This window comes from Acinetobacter beijerinckii CIP 110307 (assembly GCF_000369005.1).
Taxonomy (GTDB): domain Bacteria; phylum Pseudomonadota; class Gammaproteobacteria; order Pseudomonadales; family Moraxellaceae; genus Acinetobacter; species Acinetobacter beijerinckii.
Map to the genome: position 1 here is coordinate 573,934 of NZ_KB849766.1, position 26,375 is coordinate 600,308.

Genomic DNA, 26,375 nt, shown 5'->3' on the forward strand with positions numbered 1-26,375 from the left:
TTATGTCAATTTGGTAAAAAAGCCCAATAATTTTGGGCTTTTTTTAAATTAAATGACTTATTCAGGAATTTGAGTGCCATTCATATATTTTAAAATCACACGTTTGCGATATTGCAGTTTACGGTCATTACGATTGTCTTGATAATATTTAGGGTTAGGTAAAAGCGCGGCTAAAAAGGCGGCTTGTTCAGGCGTTAAACTTTTTGCACTTTTTCCATAATAGAATCGTGCTGCGGCTTCTACACCATAGATATTTTTACCGAACTCAACAGAGTTCATATACACTTCTAAGATTCGGCGTTTTGACCACATTCGCTCCATCATCCAAGTTGCAACAGCTTCTTGCCCTTTACGAATAAATGAACGCTGATTATATAAAAATAAGTTTTTTGCGAGCTGTTGAGAAATGGTTGAACCTCCAGCGACCACCTCACCTTTTTCATTATTACGCTCTAATGCATGTTGAATACCAGCCCAATCAAAACCATGATGATGAATAAATTTTGCATCTTCACCTGCTAAAATCGCATGCTTAAAATTATTGCTAATATCATCATAATCACGCCACTGTTGTTTAATTGGATTAAAATCTGTCAAATAATCTAATCGCATAAACATTGTTGTTTCAACAGGATGAGTTCTCCACCATACTAAACTACTAAAAATCCATAACTGAATCAGTAGAATAACACCGAGAACCAACATTACTGCGCGTGCTAAAAAGGCTTTCATTAAAGTGCATCTCTCCATCGTGCAACAAATTCATGCTAAGCTATTTTTTACATCAATAACTAGCGCAAATATATGACTGAAACGACTCCACCACAAATTAATCAAAAAATACAGATACAAACTTGGTGGTTCACTGCGGTACTGATTGCAGTCAATGTCGGATTATTTGGCTGGCAAATTCTTTCAGGTGTGAATATTACCGACCCTTCACCTGTAGATGCAATTGCTTGGGGAGCAGATTTTACTCCACTGACCTTTTTAGGGCAGCCTGAACGTTTATTTAGCAGTATGTTTTTCCATTTCGGTCTCATTCATTTAATGCTAAATATGTGGGCGCTTTATATCTTCGGTAGCGTAGCAGAACAACTATTTGGTCGAGTTTATTATATTGGTTTATATTTTCTCGCGGGTTTGATGGGAAGTGTCCTGTCTAGTTATCTCACGATTCGTGATGGTTATGCCTTATTGCAACACTTTGATCCTAAGCTACTTCCTCACATTAGTGCAGGTGCTTCTGGAGCAGTGATGGGTTTAGGTGCGGCGTTGACAGCAATTTCCCTGTTCCCAAGATTACCGCAGTTACGTTTTTGGCTCGATAAAAAATCATTATTGATGGTGATGGGTATCAACCTTATTTTTGGTTTTACCGTTTCAGGTATTAATAATGCAGCGCATATTGGTGGCATGATTATGGGGGCTTTGCTCGCCAGCACATGGTACTTGAGTCAAAAATCGCGAAGTAAATCGCTATTTCAAATGATTTCACTTATCTTAGGTAGCGTATTACTCGGTGCATTTTACTTTTATTGTACTCAACTTAGTACAGGACTCACCCCGTTATGGAGTGAAATCCTGCGCCAGAATCAACTTGGGTTTTAAGATTGATTCATTTCTCTTAAACTTTGCAAAGGTGGAATATCGCATAAATAACTCAAGCGATAACGCCCAATTAAAGTACAAACAATCATCATACTCAAAGGTAAAATCAACCAAATTTCAGGATGCAATTGCATTGCCATTTGCATCTTATAACTCGCAATTGCACTAATCACCTCAGCAAAAAGACAGGCAACAATACCTGACAATAATCCGATAAAGCCAATTTCCAAACTTAACATCTGCTTTAATTTTTTCTTGGCGACACCAAAAGAACGCAATAGTGCGACCTCTTTACGGCGCTCATCCATCAAGACATTCAAACATGCGATCAATACCAATATCCCAGATAAACCAACCAGCATTGCGAGTACTGTGACAATTTGCACCAAGACATTCATAAGTCGCTTCACTTCATCCAACACACGTCCCACATCAATAAATACGGTATTGGAATACTGCTGAATCAATTGCACCATTTTTGTTTGATCAGTCGGTGGTACATAAAAACTCCCCAAATAACTACCAGCATTTTCATCCATCGTTTGAGGAGAAAAGATAAAGAAGAAATTCGGACTAAAGCTTTCCCATTCGACAGAACGCAAGTTAATAACGGTGGCTTGTAATGTTCCCTCAGGCAAACTGAAACTTAATTGGTCACCTATTTTTATTCCCAACTCAGTTGCTAATTTTTCTTCTACTGAAACTTGACCAGTTTGAGTAAAGTTTGAACGCCCCTGAGTAATGAGATTATCTTTCGGATAATGCGCTGCCTGAGTCAGATTGAGTTCACGTCGTAATGAGTTACTTTGTTTAATCAATTCTGGCGTAAAAGCTTCGCCATTTTTAGCCACTAACCGTCCACGAATATTGGGATAAAGCGGCGTTGACTGCCATTTATTTTGTTCAAGTTGTTGTTTGAACTGTGGCATGTCAAATGGTGGTAATCCATAGACAAACTGATTTGGTGTACCTTCAGGCAACTGTTGTTGCCAGCGCTCAAGTAAATCAGTTCTTAAAACACTCAGCACTGTAATTAAACTCAATCCTAGCGCAAGTGCAGTAATCTGAAGTGCAGTTTGATGCGGTATACGAACATAAGCAGATAATGGATGTTTTAACTGTTTAATCGCTTTTAATAACAACCAAATGACAAGATATAACAGCGCGCAAAGCGCAAGAATCGCAGTGAGAACCATTAAGCTAAGGGTTAAATTATCGCTCAGCACTAAACTAAACACCACAAGACTCAGCACACCTACAGTAAACATAGTGAAATAGGATTTACGTGAACGCTCTTGCTGACGGATCACACGTATAGGTGGTGTATTTAGTAACTCCCAGATACTAGGCAAAATAAAACCAATCAATACCATTACACTTGTAAAAATCGCTATTGGTAAAGCCATCAGTAAATCAAGTACCGCAAAACTCATTTCTAACTGTGGAATGAGTTGCAGCATTAATTGCAACAGACCATAACCTAAAGCAATACCAATCAGACTTCCCAACACAATAGACAATGCGCTCACAATGCCTAAAAGCGCGATATAAGCAAATAAAATTTGTCGCTTGCTTGCACCCAAACAACGCATCAAAGCAATATGATCTTGATTTTGTTGTACATAACGTTGACTTGTTAAGGCAATCGCAATACCACAGAGTAAAATAGTTAATAAATTGGCAAGCTGTAAGAAAGTATCCAAATTTTCAATCGGTTTCATTAATCGAGTATTCGACTGACTCGCATCTCTAAGCTTTAATGATGTTTGCTCGCTATTTTCGATTTGTTGCTCTTTTTCTGATTCCGTTTTGAGATCATGATTTGTTTCTTGCTTAAATATCTTCTTATATGTCTCAACTTGTTCAGGTTCGCCTGCCATCAATAATCGATATTCAATGCGACTTCCCACTTGAACCGCATTGGTTTTGGCAATATCCGCTTGATGAATAATCACGGTCGGAGAAAAACCAGAAAAGCCTAATTCTTGGTTTGAATCATGCTCAATAACACCTGTCACTTTAAACTGACCATCAGCAATCGCAACTTGATCACCAACTTTTACTTTCAATAAATCAATTGCTCTTGGGCTTAACCACACCTGCCCTTGTTGGATTGATTGAGCCCTTGGCTTTATTTCTAATTTACCGCGTAAAGGAAAATGCTCATCAACTGCTTTCACATTGACCATAACAAACTGATCTTGTGTATGTGCCATAGAGCCAAATAAAGTTACTGGCGCTTGCTTGAGTTTGAGCTTTTCTGCTTGTTGCTGCCAGTTTAACTGTATTGGATCGTTATCAGATAAAACGAGATCAGCACCTAACATTTCAGCCGCTTGAAGCGTGACAGCATTTTGAACTTGCGTATTACTAAATTTTAATGCTGTAGTGGCACTGATTGCTAAGGACAAGGCAATTATTAGTAAATACAATCCACCTGTTCGAAAACTTTGCAGAAGTAAAGGTTTGAGGACTGAACTCATGTCGCCTCCTGTACTTTTACAATTTCTTGGATTTGACCATCGACCAGTTTTACATGGCGTTGACACATGTTTGCTAAACTCTGATCATGTGTGACCAAAATAAGTGTTGTGCCCAATTCTCTATTTAAATCAAATAATAACTGTTCAATTTCTTCTGCCGTTTGTCCGTCTAAATTTCCTGTAGGTTCATCCGCAAAAATAATTTTAGGCTCAGCAATCAATGCACGAGCAATTGCAACACGTTGTTGCTCACCACCAGAGAGAACTTTTGGGGTTTGCTGCGCCTGACGAACCAAACCAACACGTTCTAGCCATGCCAGTGCTTTTTGTTCGGCTTGTTTAAAATCAAAATTCGGTTGCAAGCGTAGCGGTAACATTACATTTTCTAATGCACTCAACTGTGGTAAAAGTTGAAAGGATTGAAATACGAAGCCAATATTTTGTAAGCGGACTTCGGCACGTTGTTCTTCTGTTAATGTATGCACCGCTTTTTCACACACCCACAACTCACCAATACTTGGTCGATCAAGGGTTGCTAAAATACCCAATAGAGTTGATTTCCCTGAGCCTGAGCGACCTGTAATTGCAATCTGTTCACCTGAGTAAATATCTAAATCAATATCTTTTAAGATCGTTAAAGTTTGCTGATTGATTTGAATATTTTGTGTAACTTTTCGGGCAGAAATAATCGGTTGTGGCATGATGTCACGTATCCTTTAGGACAAATTTAAAGTGCTATGCAAATATCTAAAGTCATCTTGTTTACGTCTAAATTACTCGCAACCATAACGATTTGCTTAGTACCGACAATCGTTTCTGCAAAGACTATTTTAGTATTGGGTGATAGCCTGAGTGCAGGTTATGGTATAGATGCAAAACAAGGTTGGGTTAACTTATTACAACAACGTTTAGACCAACAGTATCCGAAAAAACATAAGGTGGTCAATGCAAGTGTCAGTGGTGAAACAACCAGTGGTGCGCTTGCAAGGCTGCCGAAATTATTAACAACTTACAAACCAGATGTGGTTGTGATTGAACTCGGCGGCAATGATGGTTTACGTGGACAACCGCCACAAATGATCCAAAAAAACTTAGCTCAATTAGTTCAACTCAGCCAAAAACAAAAAGCGACAGTTTTACTATTCGGTATGAAAATACCACCTAATTACGGTAGCGCATATAGCAATGCTTTTGAAAATAATTATAAAGTTGTAAGCCAGAAATATAAAATTAAGCTATTACCCTTTTTCTTAGAAGGCGTCGCTGGGCAAAAAGCGTTGATTCAAAATGATCAGATTCATCCGAATGCCAAAGCGCAGCCAATTATGCTGAATTTAGCTTATCCCTATATCAAAGCTGTTTTGTAGTTGAGCTAGCTCTTACACAGATTTCATTTTATTTTTTTAGAAAAGTAAATCACACGTTCGGTTTCTTGAAATCCCAAAGCCTTATGCATGGCTTGACCAACTAGATTATCAACGGCTGTGTCTGAAGCAAACTCAGTACAAGCAAACTGAGTTGCCCATTGCTCTGCTTGTCGGATCAAATTCGTGGCAACTCCCAGACGGCGAAATTCGGAACAAACATAAATTCCCTCTAAATAAGCAACAGGCGAAGTTTCGGTTCCGTTCACATATTCATGTCGAATAGAAGCTTCAAGCATGGCGACTGCTTGATTATTAGAGTATGCCATTAATTGCAAAGTTTGTTTTTCTGCAAGTAGCTGACGCATTTCTATCAAATGTGCGTCTTCAGTATTTGGCCAAAGTAAAATTCTTAATCTTAACCAATCTGCCAATAACGGCTCAGATACCGATAAAATTTTCATAATAGAAAACGCTATTATTGATTTTAAATCATTAAAATTTGTATCAAAACGAATAACATATAAAATTGATGGCTAGTGTAAAACTAGCCAAAACAATTAAAAATCAAAGAAAATAACTTCACCAGATTCCAGCGAATATTCTGCTCCAACCACAATCATCTTGCCTTTTTCAATCAGGCTTTCTAAAACGGCTGAACCATGACGTAACTGATTCACAGAAGCAAATACATTTGAACGCACTGCATGAGCAGATAATTTTTTCAAATCATCTTTTAACTCAGTTTGCATTAAAATTTCTACTGAAGGGCGAACACGATTTACAATCGACATTAAGTTCGAAGAAGGAGCTTGATCAGGATGCTTTAAGGTATCGATAGTTGCCTGAATTGCACCACAATGACTATGACCTAATACCACTACCACTGCACAATCATAACGCTCAGCAGCGAACTCAACGCTACCGACTTGTGAAGGTGCAACAATATTACCTGCCACACGGATAACGAATAAATCACCTAAACCTTGATCAAATACCATTTCGGCAGGTACACGTGAATCAGAACAACCTAAAACAATTGCAAAAGGATTTTGTTCACTTGCCATCTCGGCGCGCTCTTGGTGAGTGAGCAACTTTTGTTGAGTTGCTTCCCCTTTCACAAAACGAGCATTACCAGCTTTTAAACGTTCTAGAGCTTCTTGGGCAGTGAGCATGCGTACATCCATCTATGATTAACATGAGCAAATAGTTTAATGTGCACATGTTCGAAAGTCACTGACAAAAAATAGAAACTATCATTATTGATGAATAATCTTTTAATCAGTTAAATCGTGGAAAATTTATGATTTCATTGGCAAGAATTTCCATACATCTGTAGATTATGCAAATGACTCCAATACAAACTTCCACAATAATCAATTGGTTTAAAAATAAATCAAGGACAGAACAATGACTACTCTATTTAGCTTGCCCATTCGTAAAACATTAACCGCCACATTACTTTCATTTAGTCTAGCAACTTTTGCCATCAGCACCACTCAAGCGGCTGAAATCGAGATGAGCTTCCAAAATGTGTTACAACAAGAACGAGCTTGGGCAGGATTGCAAAGTAAAACAATCAAAGTGGGTGATATTACTTGGTCTTATAGTGAAGGCGGACAGGCTGGAAAACCAATTGTTGTCTTAATCCATGGTTTAGCTGGTAGCCGTGATAACTGGAACCGAGTGGCTCGTGCATTAACCGCAAACTATCATGTTGTCATTCCTGATTTACCTGCAAGTGGAGAGACTCAAGTCCCGAAAGATTTCGATTACTCGGTTCCAAACGTCACGGAAAAATTACGTCGATTTATTGAAGCTGCGAACTTAACGGGTCCTGCTCATGTTGCAGGGCATTCATTAGGTGGCTCTATTGCGATGCTTTATGCCGGTCAGTATCCATTTGAAACCAAAAGCCTATTCTTAATTGATGCTGCGGGTGTTTATAAGTCAGCAACAACCCCTTATTTAAAAGACCCAAATCAAGTTAAGAATATGATCGTAAGTAAGAAAGGCGATTTCAATTTCTTAATGCAGCAAGCCATGCATACCCCACCATTTATTCCAAAAGAAATTGCGCAAGCGCAAGAAAAAATGATGATCGCCCAATCCGAACAAACCCAAAAAATGGTTGATCAAATCATTGCCTTGAATAAGCTCTACACACCAGATTCATTTGCATTACTTGCGAGATCAATTGATGCTCCAACGCTGATTTTATGGGGTAAACAAGATAAAATTATTAATGTTGAAGTTGCACCTGAGTTAAAATCTCTGCTGAAGAATGCTCAAGCACCTGTGATCTTAGATAATGTTGGCCATATGCCAATTTTAGAAGCAGATCAATTGGTGGTTCAACAATACTTGCCATTCTTGAATAAAGTGCAAACACAAAAGCCTGCAACGGCACCTTAAAATTTAAGCAATAATTTGAGTCTTTATGCCTAAACATCCAATGATAGAACAGCTGATTGATGCACAACTTGATTTTCTCGATCTTGAATTTGCCCAACCAGAAACCATTCAACTTGAATTTAAAGCGTTCTATCATTGGTTACGGTTACAACAACTGCAACATATTTGGTCATTTGAACAAATTTTTAATTTAATTGAAAAGCAAATTTTAGCAACGCCAGCAAGCGCATTTTTAGTCGAACAAATTGCAGAGCATATTCGTTTTGCTTTAATCCATCCATTAAATGATAGCACCACCATAGAAGACGTGATTCCCGTACTTACGATTGATTCTATTGCCCAATATGTCGCGAGTAAAAGCGCTCATAGGGAACGTTTAATTAAAACCATTGTAAATAATCCAGCTTTTTCAGCCCTAATTACCCAACTGATTCAACATTCAATCCAAGATTATTTAGATAACTCGGTGATGTCTAAACGTGTGCCTGGGGTTGGGCACTTTATGAAAATGGGCAAATCTGTTTTAGAGTCAGTCACTGATTCCAACTTGAATGAAACAATTGCACATTATCTACGTAAAAACATTCTAAAAATTAGTCAAATGAGTGAGCGAGTTTTAAGTCAACATTTCAATGATGATAAGCTTTATCATTTCCAAGCAAATCTTTGGCATAAAATCAAAGTTATGCCCTTATCAGTATTGAAAAACTATGTCGAAGTTCAGGACTTACCTAAAACCGTCGGCATGGGACATGAAATTTGGGATCATATTCGTCAAACTCCATACTTAAAACAGCAAGTACACGATGGCGTATATGCTTGGTATGCACGTAATCAAGAAAGATCATTCGATTTATTATTGCGTGATTTAAATATTGATGAAGACCTGATTCAAAATGAATTGAGTCAATTATTAGCACCTGTTCTAAAGCAAGTTATAGCAACTGGGTATTTAAGACAAAGAGCGCGTATTCACTTAGAGAAATTTTATTATTCAGAAAAAATACAAAGTATTCTAAGTTAGAAAGATCATTAAATGATCTTTCTAACTCATTTACTTAGTATTTAATAGTTACGCCAATAAATGCACGTTGACGTTCTACTAAATATGAATCATCGCCATTTGATAAGCTTTTATCAAATAGATTACTCAAACCAGTTCTAAACGTAAGATTATCGTTGTAGTTATAGTTTGCAGACACCCCAAAAATTGTATGAGGTTTTTGCAGGCTACTAGTTGTAATATTATTACCGAAATATTGCTTCCCTGAATGTTTTGCATTGAATTCAAAAGCAAAAGCATCTGTTGGTTTCCAATTTAAAGCTGAGTTCACTGTAATTTTAGGTGTCGTAATTAGCTTTTCACCAGTATCTAAGTTTTTTGCCTCAAAGAAATAAGTCATATTATTATTCCAATACAACGTATCTGTGAGTGGAAAGTTTGCAACAACCTCTAAACCTTTCGTTCGTGCTTTGCCAATATTTTCATAACGGGTATACCAACGACCATTAATTTTATCTAACGCTGCATAATCAATTTTATCTTTGAAATCAGTATGGAAATACGTCACACCAAGATCAGCATTAAAGCCCGTATAATTAAAGCTAATTTCATAGTTGGTACTCTCTTCGGGTTGTAGATTTGGATTACCTGCCATGTAGCAGCCACCTGTGGTATAACCCAATGGGATTAGAGAACTACAACCACCTCCTCTAGAAAAAGTCGCAGCACCTGCAGTTGTTTCTTTTAATGATGGTGCACGGAAACCTTTTGCAACCCCACCTTTAATGGTGAAATCAGTGACTGGATGGAAGACAAGATAAGCTCGTGGGCTATGATGTGAACTATATTTATCATCATGGTCTAATCGATCACCAATCGTTAAATTTAAGTTGTCTAATAAACTTATATTATTTTCCAAGAAAACTGCCCAAGTCTTATTATCAACAGTTGGATCTGAATATTTCTGCCCATCCCAACTTCCATCTGGTGATGTTCCAATCGTTTGAGTATTGGTTAACTCATTTTTCTTCCACTGCCCACCAACCGTTAATGATTGTTCAAACAATACATTGAATGGGATGTTCAAATTACCTTCAACAATTGTTTCATTTGACTTCGCAATGCCAGTCTCATTACTACTATCGTAATCATTGTAATATGCAGATAGTTTAGATTTACCAAAACCCCAATCCCCATCATGGGAAATACTATAAGTGTGATGTTCTAAATTGTCTGGTCCCCAAGAGATCTCTCCCTCACTAATCGCACCACCACGTCCACCAACCTCACCAAATCCTGCCTTATTTTTTTGAGTTGAAATTCCCGCTTCAACAGCAACTTGATGTTTATCATTAATTTTAAAATTCAATAATGCGTTATAGTTTTCATCAATGTATCCAGAAGTCCCTTTACCAGCTTTAATATTCTGATCAGCTTCACGCTCTGTACGACCAGCTGTTAAACGTAATCCTAAACTATCAGTTAATGGACCTGTCACCATAACGCCCATTTGGTCAGTATGCCCTAAATCCCTGGAAGTCGTTGGAACAGTATAATTACGAGTTAAGCTCCCGCCCCATTTGGTTGGAATCTTACGGGTAATGATGTTGATTACCCCACCCATCGCATCTGAACCATAAAGTGATGACATTGGGCCACGTACCACTTCAATTCGTTCAATCATTTCAGGTGTAATCCAGTTTAAATCCTGACGGCCTAAATCAGGACGATAGTTGGTATCACGCGAAGAGCCAATACGTTTCCCATCAATTAAGATCAAGGTGTAATTATCTGGTAAACCACGTAATTTAATTTTTGAACCGTCGCCATTAGGACTCGTTCCACCTGTAACACCAGGAACTTTATTCAATAATTCACCAATACTGCTAACTGGTTGTTTTTCTAAGTCTTCTCGCGTAATCACACTAATACTTGCAGGTGCATCTTTTACATCTACAGCTTGGCTACTAGCAGTCACAACAATTTTTTCAAGTTGGACGGCATCTTTATTCGTTTGAGTTTCTGCTGCATGTGCAACGGCCATCATACTACTAAACACAGAAATTGTGAGGAGAGATTGACTAGCTAATTTATTGGACATATTCCCACCTAAATATGGCAAATTTCAAGATTTGCTTAAAAAATTCATGAAAAGTCTAACAAAAAAATAATAAAACTCAATACAAATGATAATTATTATTATTTATGTATTCATTTATAAATTCTTATTTTTAGTTATGAAACAATGGACTGCTCTAAATCATACAGATTTAAAAATAAAAAAAGCTCCCGAGAGAGCTTTTAAAATACAATAAATTTCAAGAAAATTATTTAAAATAAGCGCCTTCTGCTTGAGAATGATCCGTTTGATCCACAACACGTTTAAGTTCAGGAACGTGCTGCTGCAAGGTTGTTTCAACGCCTTGTTTTAACGTGACATCAATTGCAGAACAACCCTGACATCCGCCACCAAATTTCAATACCGCAGTAAGACCATGTTCAGGATCATCTTGAACTTCTACAAGACTGCAATTACCGCCATGGCCTTCTAAACCTGGATTAATTTCAGATTGTAAAATATAAGTAATTCGCTCTTCAATCGACGCATCAGGACCTACACGAGGTACTTTTGAGTTTGGAGCACGAAATGTTAACTGACCGCCAAAACGATCTTTATTGTAATCAATCACTGCATCACGAAGATATGGGATGGATGGCGCATCAACATAAGCAGGAAAATCTGGATAATCCTGTTTGTAGTCGGTCGGTACGACCTCATCAGGTGCGCTATATGCCATACAGCATTCCGCGCGTGGTGTACCTGGGTGTTCTACAAAAACACGAACGCCAATCCCTGGAGTATTTTGCTTGTTCAATAAATCGCTTAAATACTCTTGCGCAGAGGGAGTAATCAAAAGGTTTGGAATTTCTTCTGCAACGGCAGTATTGGTGTTCTCAGTCGACATAACATTAATCCTCAAGCTGATGTCGTTATATTAACCGAAGATGGAGGGTAATTAAAAAAAATCAACCATTTTTGTAGGAATTCTATGCAAGATGATTGTTTATTCAGTTTTTAATGGCATTATTGCCTAGACACTGATCAATTTAAAACATTTATGTTACATCTACCCTTCGGTCACACTGTGACAATCATCATTATTACTGTTGCGATTTCTTTATTGGCTTTCTCCAATCAAACAGTAATGAATCGTTTAATTTTTTGGCCACCCGCAATGCAACGTGGGCAATACGATCGTTTTATCACACATGGTTTCATTCATGCCGATGGAACACACTTATTGTTCAATATGATTACGCTGTTTTTCTTCGGCAATATCATTGAAAGTTTTTATCGTCAGTTTTTTTACGATATGGGCTTTGTTTTATTTTATCTTGGCGGTCTGATTGCTGCTATTTTACCAAGCTATTTAAAACATCGTCATGACGCACGTTGGGCGAGTTTGGGAGCTTCTGGGGCAGTTTCTGGCGTGTTATTCGCTTATATTCTATTTCAGCCTTGGAACTTAATTTTTGTTTTCTTCATTCCTGTTCCTGCAATTATCTTTGCCATTTTATATGTGGCTTATAGCATTTGGTCAGGGAAAAAAGGCAATAGTAATATCAATCACAGTGCGCATCTTTGGGGTGCTGCCTATGGCGTAGTGGTGACCATCATCTTAGAGCCTAGAGTTGTTCCTCATTTCCTAAATCAATTGACCAAACTACCTTTTTAAATTGTTTTAAACATCAGCCCCGATTTAGGGGCTTTTCTTTTTTTAAGATTAACATTCAAGTTTTAATTATTTTTATCATAAAAATCATCTATCTAAACTAACTAAAATTTTAGAAAATAAGTCGATTACAATGCCACGTAAATATCTACTCTCTACTCTTTCATTTGCATTATTTAGTCTTACGCTCACAGCTTGTAATAATGATGATTCAGAAAATACAAATATTGTTGGTGAAATCAAGAAACAACCCAATGTTCTATTTATTATGGCGGATGATTTAGGCTATTCAGACTTAGGTGCTTTTGGTGGTGAAATCAATACACCAAATATTGATGCCCTCACCCAAGAGGGTCGTATTTTAACCGACTATCATACAGCCCCTACTTGCTCTCCCACTCGTTCACAGTTGATTTCTGGTACTGATCATCATCTAGCAGGTATTGGGGCTATGGCGGAACTTACGCCCACTCATTTGAAGGGTCAACCCGGTTATGAGGGTTTTCTAAATCAACGTTCTCTATCAATTGCTGAAGTGCTGAAAGACAATGGCTATCGAACTTATATCAGTGGAAAATGGCACTTAGGCTTAACGGATGAAACCAATGCTCATGCCAAAGGTTTTGATCATTCATTTACCTTATTACAAGGATTTGATTTACATTTTAAACAAGCGCCTGACGCTTACAAACGCAATGCAACATATACTGAGGATGGCAAAAAAATTCCAATTTCATCCTTACCTGATGATTTCTTTTCGACTAACTATTTTACTGACAAACTGATTAGCTATTTAGATTCAGGTAAAAATTCAGGTAAACCATTCTTTGCCTATGCTGCTTACACCGCACCGCATTGGCCGCTACAAGCTCCTACCGAATATCGTGACCGTTATCGTGGTGTTTACGATGTCGGTTATGACGTAATTCGTGATGCACGTATTGCGCGTCAAAAACAACTGGGTTTAATTCCCGCCAATTTCAGTACTGCTGAACCAATTGCTACTGAAAACGCACCACAAAAATATGGCAAATGGAATGAGCTTTCAACTGAGCAAAAAGCGCTGGAAGCACGCAGAATGGAAATCTATGCTGGTATGGTTGAAAATCTAGATGCCAATATCGGTCGTATCATTCAATATCTGAAACGCAATAATTTATATGACAACACTTTAATTTTCTTTGTTTCAGACAACGGTGCAGAAGGCTTTATCCGAGGGAGTTATGGAACAGAATCAGGTTTTGATAACAGTATCAGTAATGTCGGTGCAGCGAACTCTTATCACTATGTTGGACCACGTTGGGCAGAAGTCAGCGCTGCGCCATTTCATTTATGGAAAGATACAGCGGGCGAAGGTGCAACGACAGCACCCGCCATTGTAAAACTCCCTTATCAAAGTCAAGCTCGAGCCACTCATCATGGTTTTGCATCTGTGCTGGATGTTTTCCCAACCGTTTTAGATTATGCCAATATTTCCATACCACAAGGTCAGTACAAAGGTCGTCAAATTAATACACCAAGCGGTTACTCATGGAAAGCCGTACTTGAGAATAAGGCTCAAAACATTCGTCCAGTTAACTTTAGCTTTGCTGATGAATTACATGGTAGTAAATATGCTCGTCAAGGTGATTGGAAAATCGCACTACAAGGTAATGCCAAACTCGGAACAGGCTCTTGGGAACTCTATAATCTGAAAAATGATCGTGGGGAAACTCAAAATCTTGCTCAAAACAATCCTGAAAAACTGCAACAACTTGTAGATGTATATAACCAATACACGCAAAAAAATGGCGTTCAGGAATACAACCTTAAATGAAATGGATTTACTTTTTAGTTTCACTCAGCAGTCTGTCTCTTCTGACGGGCTGTAATAAGGTCGGAGATGATGATACTAAGCCCCGTAATACTGTAGCGGCACAATTGGGCACGTTGCAGCAATGCCAACAGTATTCAGGTCTACCCGATGCATGGCAACAAAATAAAACCGCGGGCATGGTTTGGATTCCTAAAGGTTCTTTTCAACTAGGTTCTAATCTCGCTTACCCAGATGAGTTAAACTTCGGCAAACAAAAACGGCAGGTGGAAGGTTTCTGGATCGACCAAACTGAAGTTACTGTGGCGCAGTTTTCTAGCTTCATCAAAGCGACGGGTTACGTTACTGATGCAGAAAAACAAAAACAAGCTGCGGTATTTTCTCCTAATGTGAGTAATCCGAATCAATGGTGGCAACTAAAAGCAAACTACACATGGAAAACGCCTCACGGCAAAGTAGGTCAAGCACCTCTACCTTCTGAACCCGTTCGTTATGTCACTAAAAATGATGCTGAACATTATGCGGTTTGGTTAGGTCGGGATTTACCTACAGAGCAAGAATGGGAATATGCTGCTAAAGCTGGATCAAAAACGGATACGCCGCTACATCAAGCACCTAAAGATTCACATCAGCATTCACAAGCCAACTATTGGCAAGGCGAATTTCCATTTACCAATACCAGTGAAGATCACTTTAAAGGGGTTGCACCTGTGGGCTGTTATATTGCTAACGCATTCAACTTATACGATATGATCGGCAATGTCTGGGAATGGACGTCTTCGATATATCACGGCGCACATGATCAACATATGGGGAATTATGCTGAATTACGGCAACAGAATAATTCTACTATTCAATATGTGTTAAAAGGTGGATCTTTTTTATGTGCCTCAAACTTTTGTGCTCGTTACCGAAACAGTAGTCGCTATCCACAAGAGTTTGACTTAGCAGCAAGCCACGTCGGTTTTAGAACAGTCTTACGCTCCTTAGAATGAGTATTTTGTCACTCGATCACAATAAAAATGATATTTTCATCTAATTAGTAATTTTATTTTTAAAAAACCCATATAAACTACATGGAAATATACTCCATTTATTTTAAAGGGATTTTTAATGAATATAACCCAATATGACATAGCTACAGGAATCTTGAATAAGGTCCAGTGTGCTGATGATTGGGTTAATTTCTTAGAACAACTGAATCATCGTTTCAACATACAAGCCTCTCAACTCTTAGCCGTAGATCTCGAAGTTCAAGCACTTTCTTTTAGTGTTCATCACGGTGTAGATTTTGATTCTAATCAACTTGAACAAGCCGCATTAAAGCAAATACGTTTAAATATTGATGATGATCCTCGTTTAAAGAAAATCTTACTTGCTCCAGTCGATGGTTGGATGCATTGCTCTGAACATTTTTCAGAAGATGAAATCCTAGAAACTCAGATTTATCAGCAAGTTTTACAGCCGCTTAATTTACGTTTTTGTTCAGCAATTCAAATCATCTATGACCAAAAAGTTTGCGTGATCTTAGCTTTTTTGACTAGTCCAGAGCGAGGTGCTCTTTGCTGCTCGGAGTTACATGCTGTCTATGAAATCTTGCCCGTCATGCAGCAAAAAATTCAGCAGTATCGTCACCATTTTGAATATTCCACGATGACTTTACTTGGTTCGCAATTAATTCAGAAAATGAAACAACCAATTGCTCTTATTAACTTAAATGGAGATATTCTGGAAATAAATCCTGAGGCCCAAAGCTTATTAGAACAAAATGATCACATCGGAATAAAACAACGTCGTTTCATTTTCACTGAAAAAAATCAAAGCCAGTTTGATCAACACTTAATCGAACTTGAGCGTAATTATAAAAAAAATTACGATTTAAGCTCGACTGAGCGCAGCAAAATCATCAAGTTTGATCACCATTTATTTTTAACTTTAGATTTACTCAGTCCCGAGAAAACCCATAAGATTTTTGGTTTACGCCCCGTTTTACTCGCTACATTCACTGGTTTAAAACATAAACCCAAATATCAAAAAGATGTCTATGCACAACTTTTTATGTTCACCCCTGTCGAACACAAAATATGTGAACAACTACTCGAAGGTAAAACCACTAAAGAGATTGCACGCTCGCATGAAATTCAAGCGGATACCGTAAAGAAACACCTGCAATCCATTTTCAAAAAAACAAAAACGCATCGACAAACTGAATTGATTCAACTGTTGATGCAATTTTTATAAAAAGTTTCAAAATCTATGTGTTAAGCAATTTCAGCAGGGAAAGTAATGACTTGTTCAATTTTCATTTTATTCATTGCAACCATAAGTAAACGATCAATTCCAAGTGCAATACCTGAACATTCAGGCATATTTGGTAAAGCTGCTAATAAATGTTGATCTGTTGGAATCACAGGCAACCCCTTATGAGCACGTTCAGCATTATCCGCATCAAAACGTGCTGCCAATACTTCGGCATCAAGAAGTTCATCATAGGCATTCGCAAGCTCTAATCCTTCAATGTACACTTCAAAGCGCGCTGCGACTAGCTCACCCTCTTCATCTGTTTTTACCTTGGCTAATGATGCCATTTCAGGTGGAAAATCAGTTAAAAATACTGGAGCATCAAAACCTAAACTCGGCTCTACAAAATGCGAAAACAATAAATCCATATAAGCCAAGCGATCATTTCCTAAATCAAGGTTAAGACCAACTCGATTCGAAGTTTCTTTGAGTTGCTTTAAAGTCGCTTGTAAAGGGTTAATATCTAATCGATCTTGAAAAGCATGTTTATAGCTCAAAATATAAGGACGAACTTCACCAAAGCGATGTGCCAAACAAACTTCTAGTAATTCTGCTGTTTCATGCATTAAGCCTTTTAAATCTAAACCAGGACGATACCATTCCAACATGGTAAATTCGCTATTGTGTTTACGGCCATGCTCATCATCACGAAACACTTTACAGATTTGATAAATTGCACCACTACCACTTGCTAATAAGCGTTTCATCGGGAATTCTGGTGAAGTCTGTAAATATTGAGTATTTAATTTACCGTGAATATGACGTTGTACTTGTACTGATGCCAAATGAACATCGGTCACAGCGGCTTGAGATAAAATCGGTGTTTCAACCTCTAATACATTTCTCTCAGCAAAAAACTGGCGAATTTTTGTGTACATCTCGGCACGTGCTTTTAATGCATCAAGTGAACATGTAGGTTGATAAGTTTTCATATTCTGACTCATGCTTTTGGTCCACCGTGTGCCGCCCATTCACGGCGTAATGGATAATTCTTTCGAAGAATATCAAACGCATTCTGCTCAACTTTGCCGTTCAGAATACATGCTCTTAGCTGCTGATCATCTTTAGCTATATCATAAATATTTTTGAGATGTTGCTTAAGTACTTCTTTGAAATCTTGCTGTTGGAAATACTGCTCGACACTCGGTAATTGGCTTTCGAATTTTTTAGACGCTTGATAATCGAATTTATGACAAAAAGCCTCATAGATCATTTGTGTACCACGAGCTTTACCTTCTAAACTATAACCAGCAATATGTGGTGTTGCCAAAGCCAACAAGTCTAATAAATCTTGTGGAATTTCAGGTTCAAATTCAAAAACATCTAATACAACTTGGCGCTTTGTCTTTTTAATATTTGCCATCAATGCAGATTGTTGAACTATTGGTCCACGCGCGCTGTTAATCAAAATCGTTGAATCTTTCATTGCAGCAAAAGTCGCTTCATTGAATAAATGCTGTGTTGGATGATCATCAGTTGACGTTAACGGCACATGAATCGATATGGCATCTGCACGTGCTAATATCGCATCAAACGATACATTTTCAATACCATCAAGTTGTACAAAAGGATCATAACCAATCACATTCCAACCGAGAAGTTGTGCCATGTTTGCTAATCGTTTACCTACATTTCCCAACCCAACAATCGCTAAAGTAAACGAATTATTTTTATCTAATAATTCAATGTCTAAATGTAATAAGGCAGTAATAACATATTCGGCTACGGCTTGCGCATTACAGCCTGCTGCATTACTCCATTCAATATTTTGTTGTTCTAAAGCTTGAATATCGAGATGGTCTGTACCAATCGTTGCACTGCCCACAAACTGAATTGCAGTCTGATCGATTAAAGCATGATTAACTTTAGTGACAGATCGAACCAAAAGTGCATCCGCATCTTGAACATCGGCATGAGTCAAGGTACGCCCTGCGCGATGCTGTATTTCTGCATATTCCGCAAAGAAATAATCGGTAAAAGCCAAATTTTCATCTGCGATGATCTTCATGCAGTACATCCCATCAATTGATCTAGGCTTATTATCCTTAGCATCAGACAAATTGACAAATCAAATCTGAATGTTGCGGTTAAAATGGCGAGAAACATTACAACTTTGATGTAATCATGCGACTTATTGCCAATCCTCAGTAGGGATTTTACTTTTATAATAGACCTATACTCTTTCTTATAGCTCTGTTATGACGCCTTACTCTCCCTATAAAGGCAAAAATGGTATCAAGCGTATTTTTAATGCAACGGGTTATTCTCTCGCTGGATTTAAAGCCGCATTCAACCATGAAGCCGCTTTTAGACAAATTTTATTACTCAATCTTGTTTTAATTCCAACCAGTTTTTTTGTACATGTCTCTGCACTTGAACAAGCATTGATGGTTGCTGTTTGTCTATTGGCAATTATTGTTGAGCTGTTTAACTCTGCCATTGAAGCCGTTGTCGACCGTATTTCCTTAGAAAAACATCAGCTTTCTAAAAATGCTAAAGATATGGGTAGTGCCGCTCAATTTGTTTCACTTGCAATTATTTTTTCCACTTGGATGATTATTTTACTTAAATAACGATTTAAAGAAGAAACAATAAATGTTTATTTCTTCTTTTTTATGCCAAATTTTTAAAAACCAAACCCAATTCCAAGTATTGGCCCTTGCTGTACAGTATCCCATTTAAAACTGCCATTTTTATAATCTTGTGATACATAACGGTATCCAACTCTGAAATTTACTGGAGCTGATAATATTTTTTGGCGATAACCTAAATATGCTTGTGCAATTTGAGTTTGCTCTGTGCCATAAGTATATTGCGCTGCTAAATTCCAAGGTGAATTACTGTTATATCTCACACGCGTACCACCAAAATATTCTAACCAGTTTTTTTCTACTGAAATTTGCCTTCCTAATGCAGCTAAATTTCCTTCTAAATCCGTATAATTAATCCCTAATGTCGGTTCTATAATTAATCCATTTCCTTCAGGAAATTGTTCATAAGCTCGGTAATAGACACCTAAATTACTGAGATTGACTTTAGTTGATACCGCAAGCGGAACCGATAGCACTGCTTTATTTTCTTCAGTTTTCACATACTGAATATCAGAGAAAACACCCCATTTTCCTTTATTAATCTCGATATGCCCCATAACCGCCTGATCTAAAGCTTCTAGCGTATCTTTAAATGGTTGATCTACAGGATAGTTCAAACCTTGATAACCAATAGTTCCATCGATATCGGCGGCAAATCCATAAATGTTTAAAAATACTTTAGTTTCCCCTGCAAATGAATCTTTGATATTTTCAGCATAGGTTTGAAAGCTCAATAAGCTACAGCTCAAAATTAGGCAATATGATTTATACATACATTCCTCCAATAATTTCTGTTCTATTAAATTTCTAATTTTATAAATATCAATAAGTTTATTAATAACCTGTTAATTTGACTTTTACTATTCTACAAACGTAAAAAAATCCCTGCTATTGCAGGGATTTTTTTTGATCTAGAAAGAAGATGTAATTACATCATTCCGCCCATACCACCCATACCACCCATATCTGGACCAGCTGGTTTATCTTCTGGAATGTCAGTAATCATACATTCAGTGGTTAACATTAAACCAGCAACTGAAGCTGCGTGTTCAAGTGCAGAACGCGTTACTTTAGCAGGGTCAAGAATACCCATTTCTAACATGTCGCCATATTCGCCAGTTGCAGCGTTGTAACCAAAGTTACCTTCACCTGCTTTTACAGCATTGATTACAACTGATGGCTCATCACCAGCATTTGAAACGATTTGGCGAAGTGGAGCTTCGATCGCACGACGTAAAATGTTAATACCCGCAGTTTGATCTTCGTTAGCACCTTTTAAGTTATCTAAAACATTTACTGCGCGTACAAGTGCAACACCACCACCAGCAACAACACCTTCTTCAACTGCTGCGCGAGTTGCGTGAAGTGCATCGTCTACACGGTCTTTCTTCTCTTTCATTTCAACTTCAGTTGCTGCACCAATTTTGATGACTGCAACACCGCCCGCTAATTTAGCAACACGTTCTTGAAGTTTTTCTTTGTCATATTCAGACGTTGATTCTTCGATTTGCGCACGGATCTGTTGAACACGTTCAGAGATTTGCTCAGCATTACCAGCACCATCAACAATCACTGTGTTTTCTTTAGAAACTGTGATTTTGTGCGCTGAACCTAAATCTTGAAGAGAAGCTTGCTCTAAAGACATGCCTACTTCTTCAGAAATTACAGTCGCGCCAGTCAAGATCGCGATGTCTTGAAGCATAGCTTTACGACGATCACCAAAACCAGGTGCTTTAACCGCACATACTTTAATAATACCGCGCATGTTGTTCACAACAAGTGTTGCAAGCGCTTCACCTTCAACATCTTCAGCGATGATAAGAAGTGGTTTACCTGTTTTAGCAACAGCTTCTAATACTGTAATCAATTCACGAATATTGCTGATTTTTTTATCAACTAGAAGAATGAATGGATTTTCAAGTTCAGCAGTTAGCGTATCTTGCTTGTTCGCGAAATATGGAGAGATATAACCACGGTCGAACTGCATACCTTCTACAACGTCTAATGCGTCTTCAAAGCCAGAACCTTCTTCTACAGTGATAACACCTTCTTTACCTACTTTTTCCATTGCTTGCGCAATTAATTTACCAACAGTTGTATCTGAGTTTGCAGAGATCGAACCGACTTGTTCAATCGCTTTAAAGTCATCAGCAGGTTTAGAATTAGCACGGATATTTTCAACTACAGTTCTAACTGCAATGTCGATACCACGTTTTAAATCCATTGGGTTCATACCTGCAGTTACAGATTTGATCCCTTCATTTAAAATTGCTTGAGCAAGTACAGTTGCAGTTGTTGTACCGTCACCTGCGATGTCATTGGTTTTAGAAGAAACTTCACGTACAAGTTGGGCACCCATGTTTTCAAACTTGTCTTTTAAAGAAATTTCTTTCGCCACTGTTACACCATCTTTAGTGATGTGCGGTGCACCGAAAGAACGGTCGATTACAACGTTACGACCTTTAGGACCTAAGGTTACTTTTACAGCGTCTGCAAGTACGTTTACGCCTGCAATCATTTTTGAGCGAGCTGAATCACCAAATTTTACGTCTTTAGCTGACATGTTTAACTCCGAATCTTTTTAAATACTGTATCTGATAATTTTTGAGTTATGTCTCGATTAGCCTTCTAACACAGCTAAAATATCTGACTCTTTCATGATTAAAAGTTCTTCACCGTTTACTTTAACGGTAGTACCTGAATAAGTACCAAATAATACTTTATCACCTACTTTTACGTCTAAAGCACGAACGCCGTTGTCAGTAATCTGACCATTACCTACTGCGATCACTTCACCTTGCGATGGTTTTTCAGCAGCAGAACCTGGAAGTAAAATACCACCAGCCGTTTTAGTTTCTTCTTCTACGCGACGAATCACAACACGATCATGTAATGGACGAATGTTACTCATATTTAACTCCATCAGACTTAGTCTTTTTTGATTAATTTGCATTGCTAATCAGTAGCAATGAACAAAAAATTTGATATGCCACTTTTGTGGGGTTAAAAAAAAAGGCTTCAAGGGTAAGGAGCAAAAAAATTCTATTTTTTTGCTCCTTTTTTAGACTAAAGAATCAAAGGTCAAACTATTTATCTGTATTCTCAGACTTAACAAATGTTTTTTGGTCTTCATCAAACCAATAATGTTCAATAGAACCATCTTTCAAAATCACATTAAAACTATTTGAAAATCCGAAACGTAATCGGTTAGAGATTGCCGTGCCTGCATGAATATCTAAAATTGGGTGATCAAAGCCTAGCTGAAAAATTTGATTTAAATCATGCACAGCAACTTTATGTAAATGCCCATGTAATAAACCAAACAACCCTGTTTCGCCCCAACGCTCTAAAGCGATTTTAGCAAGCACTGGACAATCTTTATCTCCATGATCATTTGGAAAAGTATAAAAAGGCTGATGAAATACAACTAATTTAGTTTTATTAGACGGCGCTTGTTTTAATTTTTCATAGGTTTCATGAATTTGTTCTAAGGAAATATGCCCGCGAGTATGATATCTCCTGCGAATGCTATTCATGCCAACGACATAAAAATTTTCTGTTTCTAATGTCGTTTCCAAACGTCCAAAGAATGCTTGGTAACGTACAAATGGCGAAAAAAAACGATTCCATACATGATAAAGCGGAATGTCATGATTACCCGGCACAACCAAGTAAGGAATAGATAAAGAGTCTAAAAATTGCCGACATGCATAAAACTGCATAAATCGAGCACGTTGAGTTAAATCTCCACTGACAATAATCGCTTCAGGGCGATGGAGTTTACAAAATGCGTGAATTGCCTGAATGCAATCTTGACGTTCAGTTCCAAAGTGTAAATCAGATAGGTGTAGTAACATGAGGTACCATCACTTTTAAAGCTGATTTTTTAACGGCAAATTTTAATGGTGGCTGCAACTCAATTAACTCACCATCCACAGCAACTGTTAATTTTTTCTTTTTACAATCCACTTGAATCTGTTCTGCACAAAATGAATATACATCAGAAGCCTGATCAATTTTTCCTTGAATTAATTTCCATAACATTTTCATCAAACTAAGACGATCGCTTTTTGCAACAACCACCCCTGCAAGTTTACCATTGGCTGCACATTCTGCAATTCTTAACTTCATATCACACAGTTGTAGCTGGTTATTGCCGAAAAAAATTAAAGGTGTAGCAACTGGATATTTCTGTCCATCAACATTTATAGACAGTTTTAAAGACTTATGTTCACGAAGTAATACATCTAAACCTGACGTATAGGCATGTAAAGGAAATCGACCAAAACGTTGGTTATATAATTCACGTTTCTTAATGAATAAAGGATATAACCCTAAACTGGCATTATTGAGATAAATATGATCATTAATGGTTGCCACATGTACATGACGATAAGCTCCAGTGGCAATTACTTCAGCCGCTTGAAATATATCAATCGGTATGTCCAAAACACGAGCAACGTAATTAAATGTTCCCAAAGGTATAATGCCCATAGGAATATCAGTGTGCATTAATTTTTTAGCGACTGCATTGAGCGTACCATCACCACCGGCTGCAACAACAACACCTCTAGATTGAGCATCTTGATGCCTAATAAGGACGGTATCCATCATCTCATCAAAACTAACATTTTGATTTAATTCAAAAACTTGAATTTCAAATCCATATTTTGTCCAAAAAGTCATCAGTTTTTCATAAACTTCATCTTGTTGTGCCGCATGAAATCCTGATTTTTGATTATAAATAATAGACAGCGGTTGCAAACCATTCAGCATTAGGATCAACCTAAACAACAATATTCTTGGTATTTTTGTTTACAAAACCAACAAATAAAAGCTTGTTTATGTAAATTTTGGATAATCATTATTCAATTTATCAATAATTATTCTCAAGAAAATATAATTTATCAAACCATTGTTTTTAATTAAGATTTTTAATAAAAATAACACATATAAAAAAAACATATACACTTAAACCACCATCTCAACTAACGTAAAAACAATGACTTAATATCAAATATACATTTTTTCATTAATAATGAATAACATACTATAGTCTTATTTTTTTCACGATTTTATGCTTTAATACAGCCACTTTTTTTACTCCATCTATTTTCATTGTCATCCAATGAATAGAACTGTACGTCGTACACACTTTAAAAAGGCATCACCATGACCCAAGTGAACGCACCAGAATTCGTTCGTCACCCTAAGCTTATTGCATGGGTGGAAGAAATTGCAAAATTAACCAAACCAGCAAAAATCGAATGGTGTGACGGAAGCGAAGAAGAATATCAACGTCTTATGGACTTGATGATCGCTAACGGCACCATGCAAAAACTTAACCAAGAAAAACATCCTGGTTCTTATCTTGCAAATTCTGATCCTTCTGACGTTGCTCGTGTTGAAGACCGTACGTATATCTGCTCGCAAAATGAAGAAGATGCTGGCGCAACAAACAACTGGGTTGCTCCTGCAGAAATGCGCGAAAAATTAAATGGATTATTTGACGGTGCGATGGAAGGCCGTACCATGTATGTGGTTCCCTTCTCGATGGGTCCTTTAGGAAGCCACATTGCTCACATCGGTATCGAGTTAACAGATTCACCTTACGTTGCCGTTAGCATGACTAAAATGGCACGTATGGGTAAAGCAGTTTATGACGTGTTAGGTACAGATGGTGAGTTTATCCCATGCGTACACACTGTTGCTGCTCCGTTAAAAGATGGTCAAAAAGACGTTGCTTGGCCATGTAACAACGAAAAATATATCGTTCACTATCCAGAAACGCGTGAAATCTGGTCTTACGGTTCTGGTTACGGCGGTAATGCATTGCTTGGTAAAAAATGCCTAGCATTACGTATTGCTTCCGCAATGGGTCGTGAGCAAGGCTGGTTAGCTGAACACATGCTGATTTTAGGTGTGACCAATCCACAAGGTGAAAAACACTACATCGCAGCAGCATTCCCTTCTGCTTGTGGTAAAACAAACTTTGCGATGTTAATTCCACCAGCAGGTTACGAAGGTTGGAAGATTGAAACTGTAGGTGACGATATTGCTTGGATCAAACCAGGTGAAGATGGTCGCTTATATGCAATCAACCCAGAAGCTGGTTTCTTCGGTGTTGCGCCTGGTACAAATACCAAAACTAACCCGAACTGCATCGCAACGATGCATAAAGATGTTATTTATACCAACGTTGCTGTGACTAAAGATGGCGAAGTATGGTGGGAAGGTCTAACTAAAGAAGTTCCAGCTGATCTAATCACTTGGAAAGGCCAGCCATACGTTGAAGGCGAAAAAGCTGCGCATCCAAACTCACGCTTTACCGTTTCTGCGGGTCAATGCCCTTCGATTGACGCTGACTGGGAAAATCCAGCAGGTGTACCAATCTCTGCATTCATCTTCGGTGGTCGCCGTGCCGACACAGTGCCTTTAGTATCAGAAGCTTTTGATTGGGTTGATGGCGTGTATAAAGCTGCAACTATGGGTTCTGAAACGACTGCGGCTGCTGTTGGTCAACAAGGTATCGTTCGTCGCGATCCATTTGCGATGCTTCCATTCGCTGGTTATAACATGGCTGATTACTTCGGTCATTGGTTACAACTTGGTCAAGAAGTTGGTGCTAAAGCAGAAGCAGCTGGCAACAAATTACCAAAAATCTTCAATGTAAACTGGTTCCGTCGTGATGCTGAAGGCAACTTCGTATGGCCTGGTTTCGGTCAAAACATGCGTGTTCTTGAGTGGATCATTGATCGTTGTGAAGGTCGTGCTGAAGCGACTGAAACACCAATCGGTCTTGTTCCAACTTATGAGCAATTGAACTGGGAAGGTATTGATTTCTCTAAAGAGCAATTCGAAACTGTTACTGCTCAAGATAAAGATCAATGGATCAAAGAACTTGAGAGCCACACTGAGTTATTTACTAAACTTGGTGATCGTTTACCTCAAGCACTTAAAGATCGTCAAAATGAATTATTAAATGCGGTTAAATCTGCTTAATAATTAAATGACATAAAAAGGTCGCTTCGGCGACCTTTTTTGCTGTCTAATAATTTAT

Annotated in this window: 24 protein-coding genes; 10 read left to right on the top strand and 14 right to left on the bottom strand. The window is 37.9% G+C overall.

Annotation, left to right across the window (positions count from 1 at the left end; all coding sequences use genetic code 11):
- Nucleotides 1–57: 57 nt before the first annotated feature.
- Nucleotides 58–732, bottom strand: coding sequence for a monofunctional biosynthetic peptidoglycan transglycosylase (mtgA, locus tag F933_RS15875; RefSeq protein ID WP_005062858.1), 675 nt, complete (start codon nt 730–732; stop codon nt 58–60).
- A gap of 72 nt (nt 733–804) precedes the next feature.
- On the opposite strand from mtgA, the gene F933_RS15880 reads away from it, so the two are divergent.
- Nucleotides 805–1,611 carry a rhomboid family intramembrane serine protease gene (locus F933_RS15880; RefSeq protein WP_005062861.1) on the top strand — a complete coding sequence of 269 codons (807 nt, stop codon included), beginning with the start codon at nt 805–807 and terminating at the stop codon, nt 1,609–1,611.
- On the opposite strand, the gene F933_RS15885 is transcribed toward F933_RS15880, so the two are convergent.
- Both F933_RS15885 and F933_RS15890 read right to left on the bottom strand, forming a co-directional pair.
- Complete coding sequence (locus tag F933_RS15885) at nt 1,608–4,094, bottom strand: ABC transporter permease (RefSeq protein WP_005062862.1); 2,487 nt, start codon at nt 4,092–4,094, stop codon at nt 1,608–1,610. The genes F933_RS15880 and F933_RS15885 overlap by 4 nt on opposite strands.
- On the bottom strand, nt 4,091–4,795 hold the full coding sequence (locus F933_RS15890) for an ABC transporter ATP-binding protein (protein WP_005055143.1): 705 nt from the start codon (nt 4,793–4,795) through the stop codon (nt 4,091–4,093). The genes F933_RS15885 and F933_RS15890 overlap by 4 nt, the downstream gene beginning before the upstream one ends.
- A gap of 42 nt (nt 4,796–4,837) precedes the next feature.
- Between F933_RS15890 and F933_RS15895 the strand changes: the two genes are divergently transcribed.
- Nucleotides 4,838–5,461: an arylesterase gene (locus F933_RS15895; RefSeq protein ID WP_378236427.1), complete on the top strand. Its 624-nt coding sequence runs from the start codon at nt 4,838–4,840 to the stop codon at nt 5,459–5,461.
- A gap of 23 nt (nt 5,462–5,484) precedes the next feature.
- Here the strand turns inward: F933_RS15895 and aac(6')-I are convergent, their stop codons facing one another.
- Nucleotides 5,485–5,922: an AAC(6')-Ighjkrstuvwx family aminoglycoside N-acetyltransferase gene (gene aac(6')-I, locus F933_RS15900; RefSeq protein WP_005062866.1), complete on the bottom strand. Its 438-nt coding sequence runs from the start codon at nt 5,920–5,922 to the stop codon at nt 5,485–5,487.
- A 96-nt stretch (nt 5,923–6,018) separates the two neighbouring features.
- Complete coding sequence (locus F933_RS15905; protein ID WP_005055153.1) at nt 6,019–6,633, bottom strand: carbonic anhydrase; 615 nt, start codon at nt 6,631–6,633, stop codon at nt 6,019–6,021.
- A 235-nt stretch (nt 6,634–6,868) separates the two neighbouring features.
- Here F933_RS15905 and F933_RS15910 point away from each other — a divergent pair, with 235 nt between their 5' ends.
- Together F933_RS15910 and F933_RS15915 are read left to right on the top strand one after the other, a co-directional pair.
- Entirely contained in the window at nt 6,869–7,873 is a 1,005-nt protein-coding gene (locus F933_RS15910; RefSeq protein ID WP_005062868.1) for an alpha/beta fold hydrolase, read from the top strand.
- A gap of 25 nt (nt 7,874–7,898) precedes the next feature.
- On the top strand, nt 7,899–8,897 hold the full coding sequence (locus F933_RS15915) for a hypothetical protein (RefSeq protein ID WP_005062871.1): 999 nt from the start codon (nt 7,899–7,901) through the stop codon (nt 8,895–8,897).
- A gap of 34 nt (nt 8,898–8,931) precedes the next feature.
- Here the strand turns inward: F933_RS15915 and F933_RS15920 are convergent, their stop codons facing one another.
- Together F933_RS15920 and nfuA are read right to left on the bottom strand one after the other, a co-directional pair.
- On the bottom strand, nt 8,932–10,977 hold the full coding sequence (locus F933_RS15920) for a TonB-dependent receptor domain-containing protein (RefSeq protein ID WP_005062873.1): 2,046 nt from the start codon (nt 10,975–10,977) through the stop codon (nt 8,932–8,934).
- Between the two features lie 226 nt (nt 10,978–11,203).
- Nucleotides 11,204–11,842: a Fe-S biogenesis protein NfuA gene (gene nfuA / locus F933_RS15925; protein ID WP_005062874.1), complete on the bottom strand. Its 639-nt coding sequence runs from the start codon at nt 11,840–11,842 to the stop codon at nt 11,204–11,206.
- Nucleotides 11,843–11,995: 153 nt separating this feature from the next.
- Between nfuA and F933_RS15930 the strand changes: the two genes are divergently transcribed.
- The 4 genes from F933_RS15930 to F933_RS15945 all read left to right on the top strand — a co-directional run bounded on the left by F933_RS15930 (nt 11,996) and on the right by F933_RS15945 (nt 16,664).
- Entirely contained in the window at nt 11,996–12,613 is a 618-nt protein-coding gene (locus F933_RS15930; RefSeq protein WP_005062877.1) for a rhomboid family intramembrane serine protease, read from the top strand.
- Between the two features lie 130 nt (nt 12,614–12,743).
- Complete coding sequence (locus F933_RS15935) at nt 12,744–14,426, top strand: arylsulfatase (protein WP_005062879.1); 1,683 nt, start codon at nt 12,744–12,746, stop codon at nt 14,424–14,426.
- Nucleotides 14,423–15,418, top strand: coding sequence for an SUMF1/EgtB/PvdO family nonheme iron enzyme (locus F933_RS15940; RefSeq protein WP_005062881.1), 996 nt, complete (start codon nt 14,423–14,425; stop codon nt 15,416–15,418). Before F933_RS15935 ends, F933_RS15940 begins: the two co-directional genes overlap by 4 nt.
- Nucleotides 15,419–15,536: 118 nt before the next feature.
- Complete coding sequence (locus tag F933_RS15945; RefSeq protein ID WP_005062883.1) at nt 15,537–16,664, top strand: helix-turn-helix transcriptional regulator; 1,128 nt, start codon at nt 15,537–15,539, stop codon at nt 16,662–16,664.
- A gap of 20 nt (nt 16,665–16,684) precedes the next feature.
- Here the strand turns inward: F933_RS15945 and epmA are convergent, their stop codons facing one another.
- A complete protein-coding gene (gene epmA, locus F933_RS15950) occupies nt 16,685–17,668 on the bottom strand; it encodes an EF-P lysine aminoacylase EpmA (protein WP_005062884.1) in 984 nt (327 codons plus the stop codon).
- Nucleotides 17,665–18,732, bottom strand: a complete 1,068-nt coding sequence (locus F933_RS15955; RefSeq protein ID WP_005062885.1) for a 4-phosphoerythronate dehydrogenase — start codon at nt 18,730–18,732, stop codon at nt 17,665–17,667. The genes epmA and F933_RS15955 overlap by 4 nt, the downstream gene beginning before the upstream one ends.
- Nucleotides 18,733–18,922: 190 nt before the next feature.
- On the opposite strand from F933_RS15955, the gene F933_RS15960 reads away from it, so the two are divergent.
- Nucleotides 18,923–19,297 carry a diacylglycerol kinase gene (locus F933_RS15960; RefSeq protein WP_005062886.1) on the top strand — a complete coding sequence of 125 codons (375 nt, stop codon included), beginning with the start codon at nt 18,923–18,925 and terminating at the stop codon, nt 19,295–19,297.
- Nucleotides 19,298–19,350: 53 nt separating this feature from the next.
- Here F933_RS15960 and F933_RS15965 read toward each other — a convergent pair whose 3' ends face one another.
- The 5 genes from F933_RS15965 to F933_RS15985 all read right to left on the bottom strand — a co-directional run bounded on the left by F933_RS15965 (nt 19,351) and on the right by F933_RS15985 (nt 24,091).
- The gene (locus F933_RS15965; RefSeq protein WP_005062889.1) at nt 19,351–20,088 is read right to left on the bottom strand and encodes a hypothetical protein; all 738 of its coding nucleotides are present in this window, start codon (nt 20,086–20,088) and stop codon (nt 19,351–19,353) included.
- Nucleotides 20,089–20,243: 155 nt separating this feature from the next.
- Nucleotides 20,244–21,878, bottom strand: coding sequence for a chaperonin GroEL (gene groL, locus F933_RS15970; protein WP_005062893.1), 1,635 nt, complete (start codon nt 21,876–21,878; stop codon nt 20,244–20,246).
- Nucleotides 21,879–21,935: 57 nt separating this feature from the next.
- Complete coding sequence (locus F933_RS15975; RefSeq protein ID WP_005055182.1) at nt 21,936–22,226, bottom strand: co-chaperone GroES; 291 nt, start codon at nt 22,224–22,226, stop codon at nt 21,936–21,938.
- 175 nt (nt 22,227–22,401) lie between these two features.
- Nucleotides 22,402–23,172 carry a metallophosphoesterase family protein gene (locus F933_RS15980; RefSeq protein ID WP_005062897.1) on the bottom strand — a complete coding sequence of 257 codons (771 nt, stop codon included), beginning with the start codon at nt 23,170–23,172 and terminating at the stop codon, nt 22,402–22,404.
- Complete coding sequence (locus F933_RS15985; RefSeq protein ID WP_005062898.1) at nt 23,153–24,091, bottom strand: diacylglycerol/lipid kinase family protein; 939 nt, start codon at nt 24,089–24,091, stop codon at nt 23,153–23,155. Before F933_RS15985 ends, F933_RS15980 begins: the two co-directional genes overlap by 20 nt.
- A gap of 396 nt (nt 24,092–24,487) precedes the next feature.
- Here F933_RS15985 and F933_RS15990 point away from each other — a divergent pair, with 396 nt between their 5' ends.
- A complete protein-coding gene (locus tag F933_RS15990) occupies nt 24,488–26,317 on the top strand; it encodes a phosphoenolpyruvate carboxykinase (GTP) (RefSeq protein WP_005062900.1) in 1,830 nt (609 codons plus the stop codon).
- Nucleotides 26,318–26,375: the final 58 nt, after the last annotated feature.

Excerpts from the sequence above, each read along its gene's own strand:
- F933_RS15975 (WP_005055182.1), bottom strand. The coding sequence starts at position 22,226 with ATGAGTAACATTCGTCCATTACATGATCGTGTTGTGATTCGTCGCGTA.
- mtgA (WP_005062858.1), bottom strand. The coding sequence starts at position 732 with ATGAAAGCCTTTTTAGCACGCGCAGTAATGTTGGTTCTCGGTGTTATT.
- F933_RS15955 (WP_005062885.1), bottom strand. The coding sequence starts at position 18,732 with ATGAAGATCATCGCAGATGAAAATTTGGCTTTTACCGATTATTTCTTT.
- F933_RS15920 (WP_005062873.1), bottom strand. The coding sequence starts at position 10,977 with ATGTCCAATAAATTAGCTAGTCAATCTCTCCTCACAATTTCTGTGTTT.
- F933_RS15915 (WP_005062871.1), top strand. The coding sequence starts at position 7,899 with ATGCCTAAACATCCAATGATAGAACAGCTGATTGATGCACAACTTGAT.
- F933_RS15885 (WP_005062862.1), bottom strand. The coding sequence starts at position 4,094 with ATGAGTTCAGTCCTCAAACCTTTACTTCTGCAAAGTTTTCGAACAGGT.
- groL (WP_005062893.1), bottom strand. The coding sequence starts at position 21,878 with ATGTCAGCTAAAGACGTAAAATTTGGTGATTCAGCTCGCTCAAAAATG.
- nfuA (WP_005062874.1), bottom strand. The coding sequence starts at position 11,842 with ATGTCGACTGAGAACACCAATACTGCCGTTGCAGAAGAAATTCCAAAC.
- F933_RS15880 (WP_005062861.1), top strand. The coding sequence starts at position 805 with ATGACTGAAACGACTCCACCACAAATTAATCAAAAAATACAGATACAA.
- F933_RS15910 (WP_005062868.1), top strand. The coding sequence starts at position 6,869 with ATGACTACTCTATTTAGCTTGCCCATTCGTAAAACATTAACCGCCACA.
- F933_RS15890 (WP_005055143.1), bottom strand. The coding sequence starts at position 4,795 with ATGCCACAACCGATTATTTCTGCCCGAAAAGTTACACAAAATATTCAA.
- F933_RS15930 (WP_005062877.1), top strand. The coding sequence starts at position 11,996 with ATGTTACATCTACCCTTCGGTCACACTGTGACAATCATCATTATTACT.
- epmA (WP_005062884.1), bottom strand. The coding sequence starts at position 17,668 with ATGAGTCAGAATATGAAAACTTATCAACCTACATGTTCACTTGATGCA.
- F933_RS15960 (WP_005062886.1), top strand. The coding sequence starts at position 18,923 with ATGACGCCTTACTCTCCCTATAAAGGCAAAAATGGTATCAAGCGTATT.
- F933_RS15980 (WP_005062897.1), bottom strand. The coding sequence starts at position 23,172 with ATGTTACTACACCTATCTGATTTACACTTTGGAACTGAACGTCAAGAT.
- F933_RS15965 (WP_005062889.1), bottom strand. The coding sequence starts at position 20,088 with ATGTATAAATCATATTGCCTAATTTTGAGCTGTAGCTTATTGAGCTTT.
- F933_RS15935 (WP_005062879.1), top strand. The coding sequence starts at position 12,744 with ATGCCACGTAAATATCTACTCTCTACTCTTTCATTTGCATTATTTAGT.
- F933_RS15985 (WP_005062898.1), bottom strand. The coding sequence starts at position 24,091 with ATGCTGAATGGTTTGCAACCGCTGTCTATTATTTATAATCAAAAATCA.
- F933_RS15905 (WP_005055153.1), bottom strand. The coding sequence starts at position 6,633 with ATGCTCACTGCCCAAGAAGCTCTAGAACGTTTAAAAGCTGGTAATGCT.
- F933_RS15940 (WP_005062881.1), top strand. The coding sequence starts at position 14,423 with ATGAAATGGATTTACTTTTTAGTTTCACTCAGCAGTCTGTCTCTTCTG.
- F933_RS15945 (WP_005062883.1), top strand. The coding sequence starts at position 15,537 with ATGAATATAACCCAATATGACATAGCTACAGGAATCTTGAATAAGGTC.
- F933_RS15990 (WP_005062900.1), top strand. The coding sequence starts at position 24,488 with ATGACCCAAGTGAACGCACCAGAATTCGTTCGTCACCCTAAGCTTATT.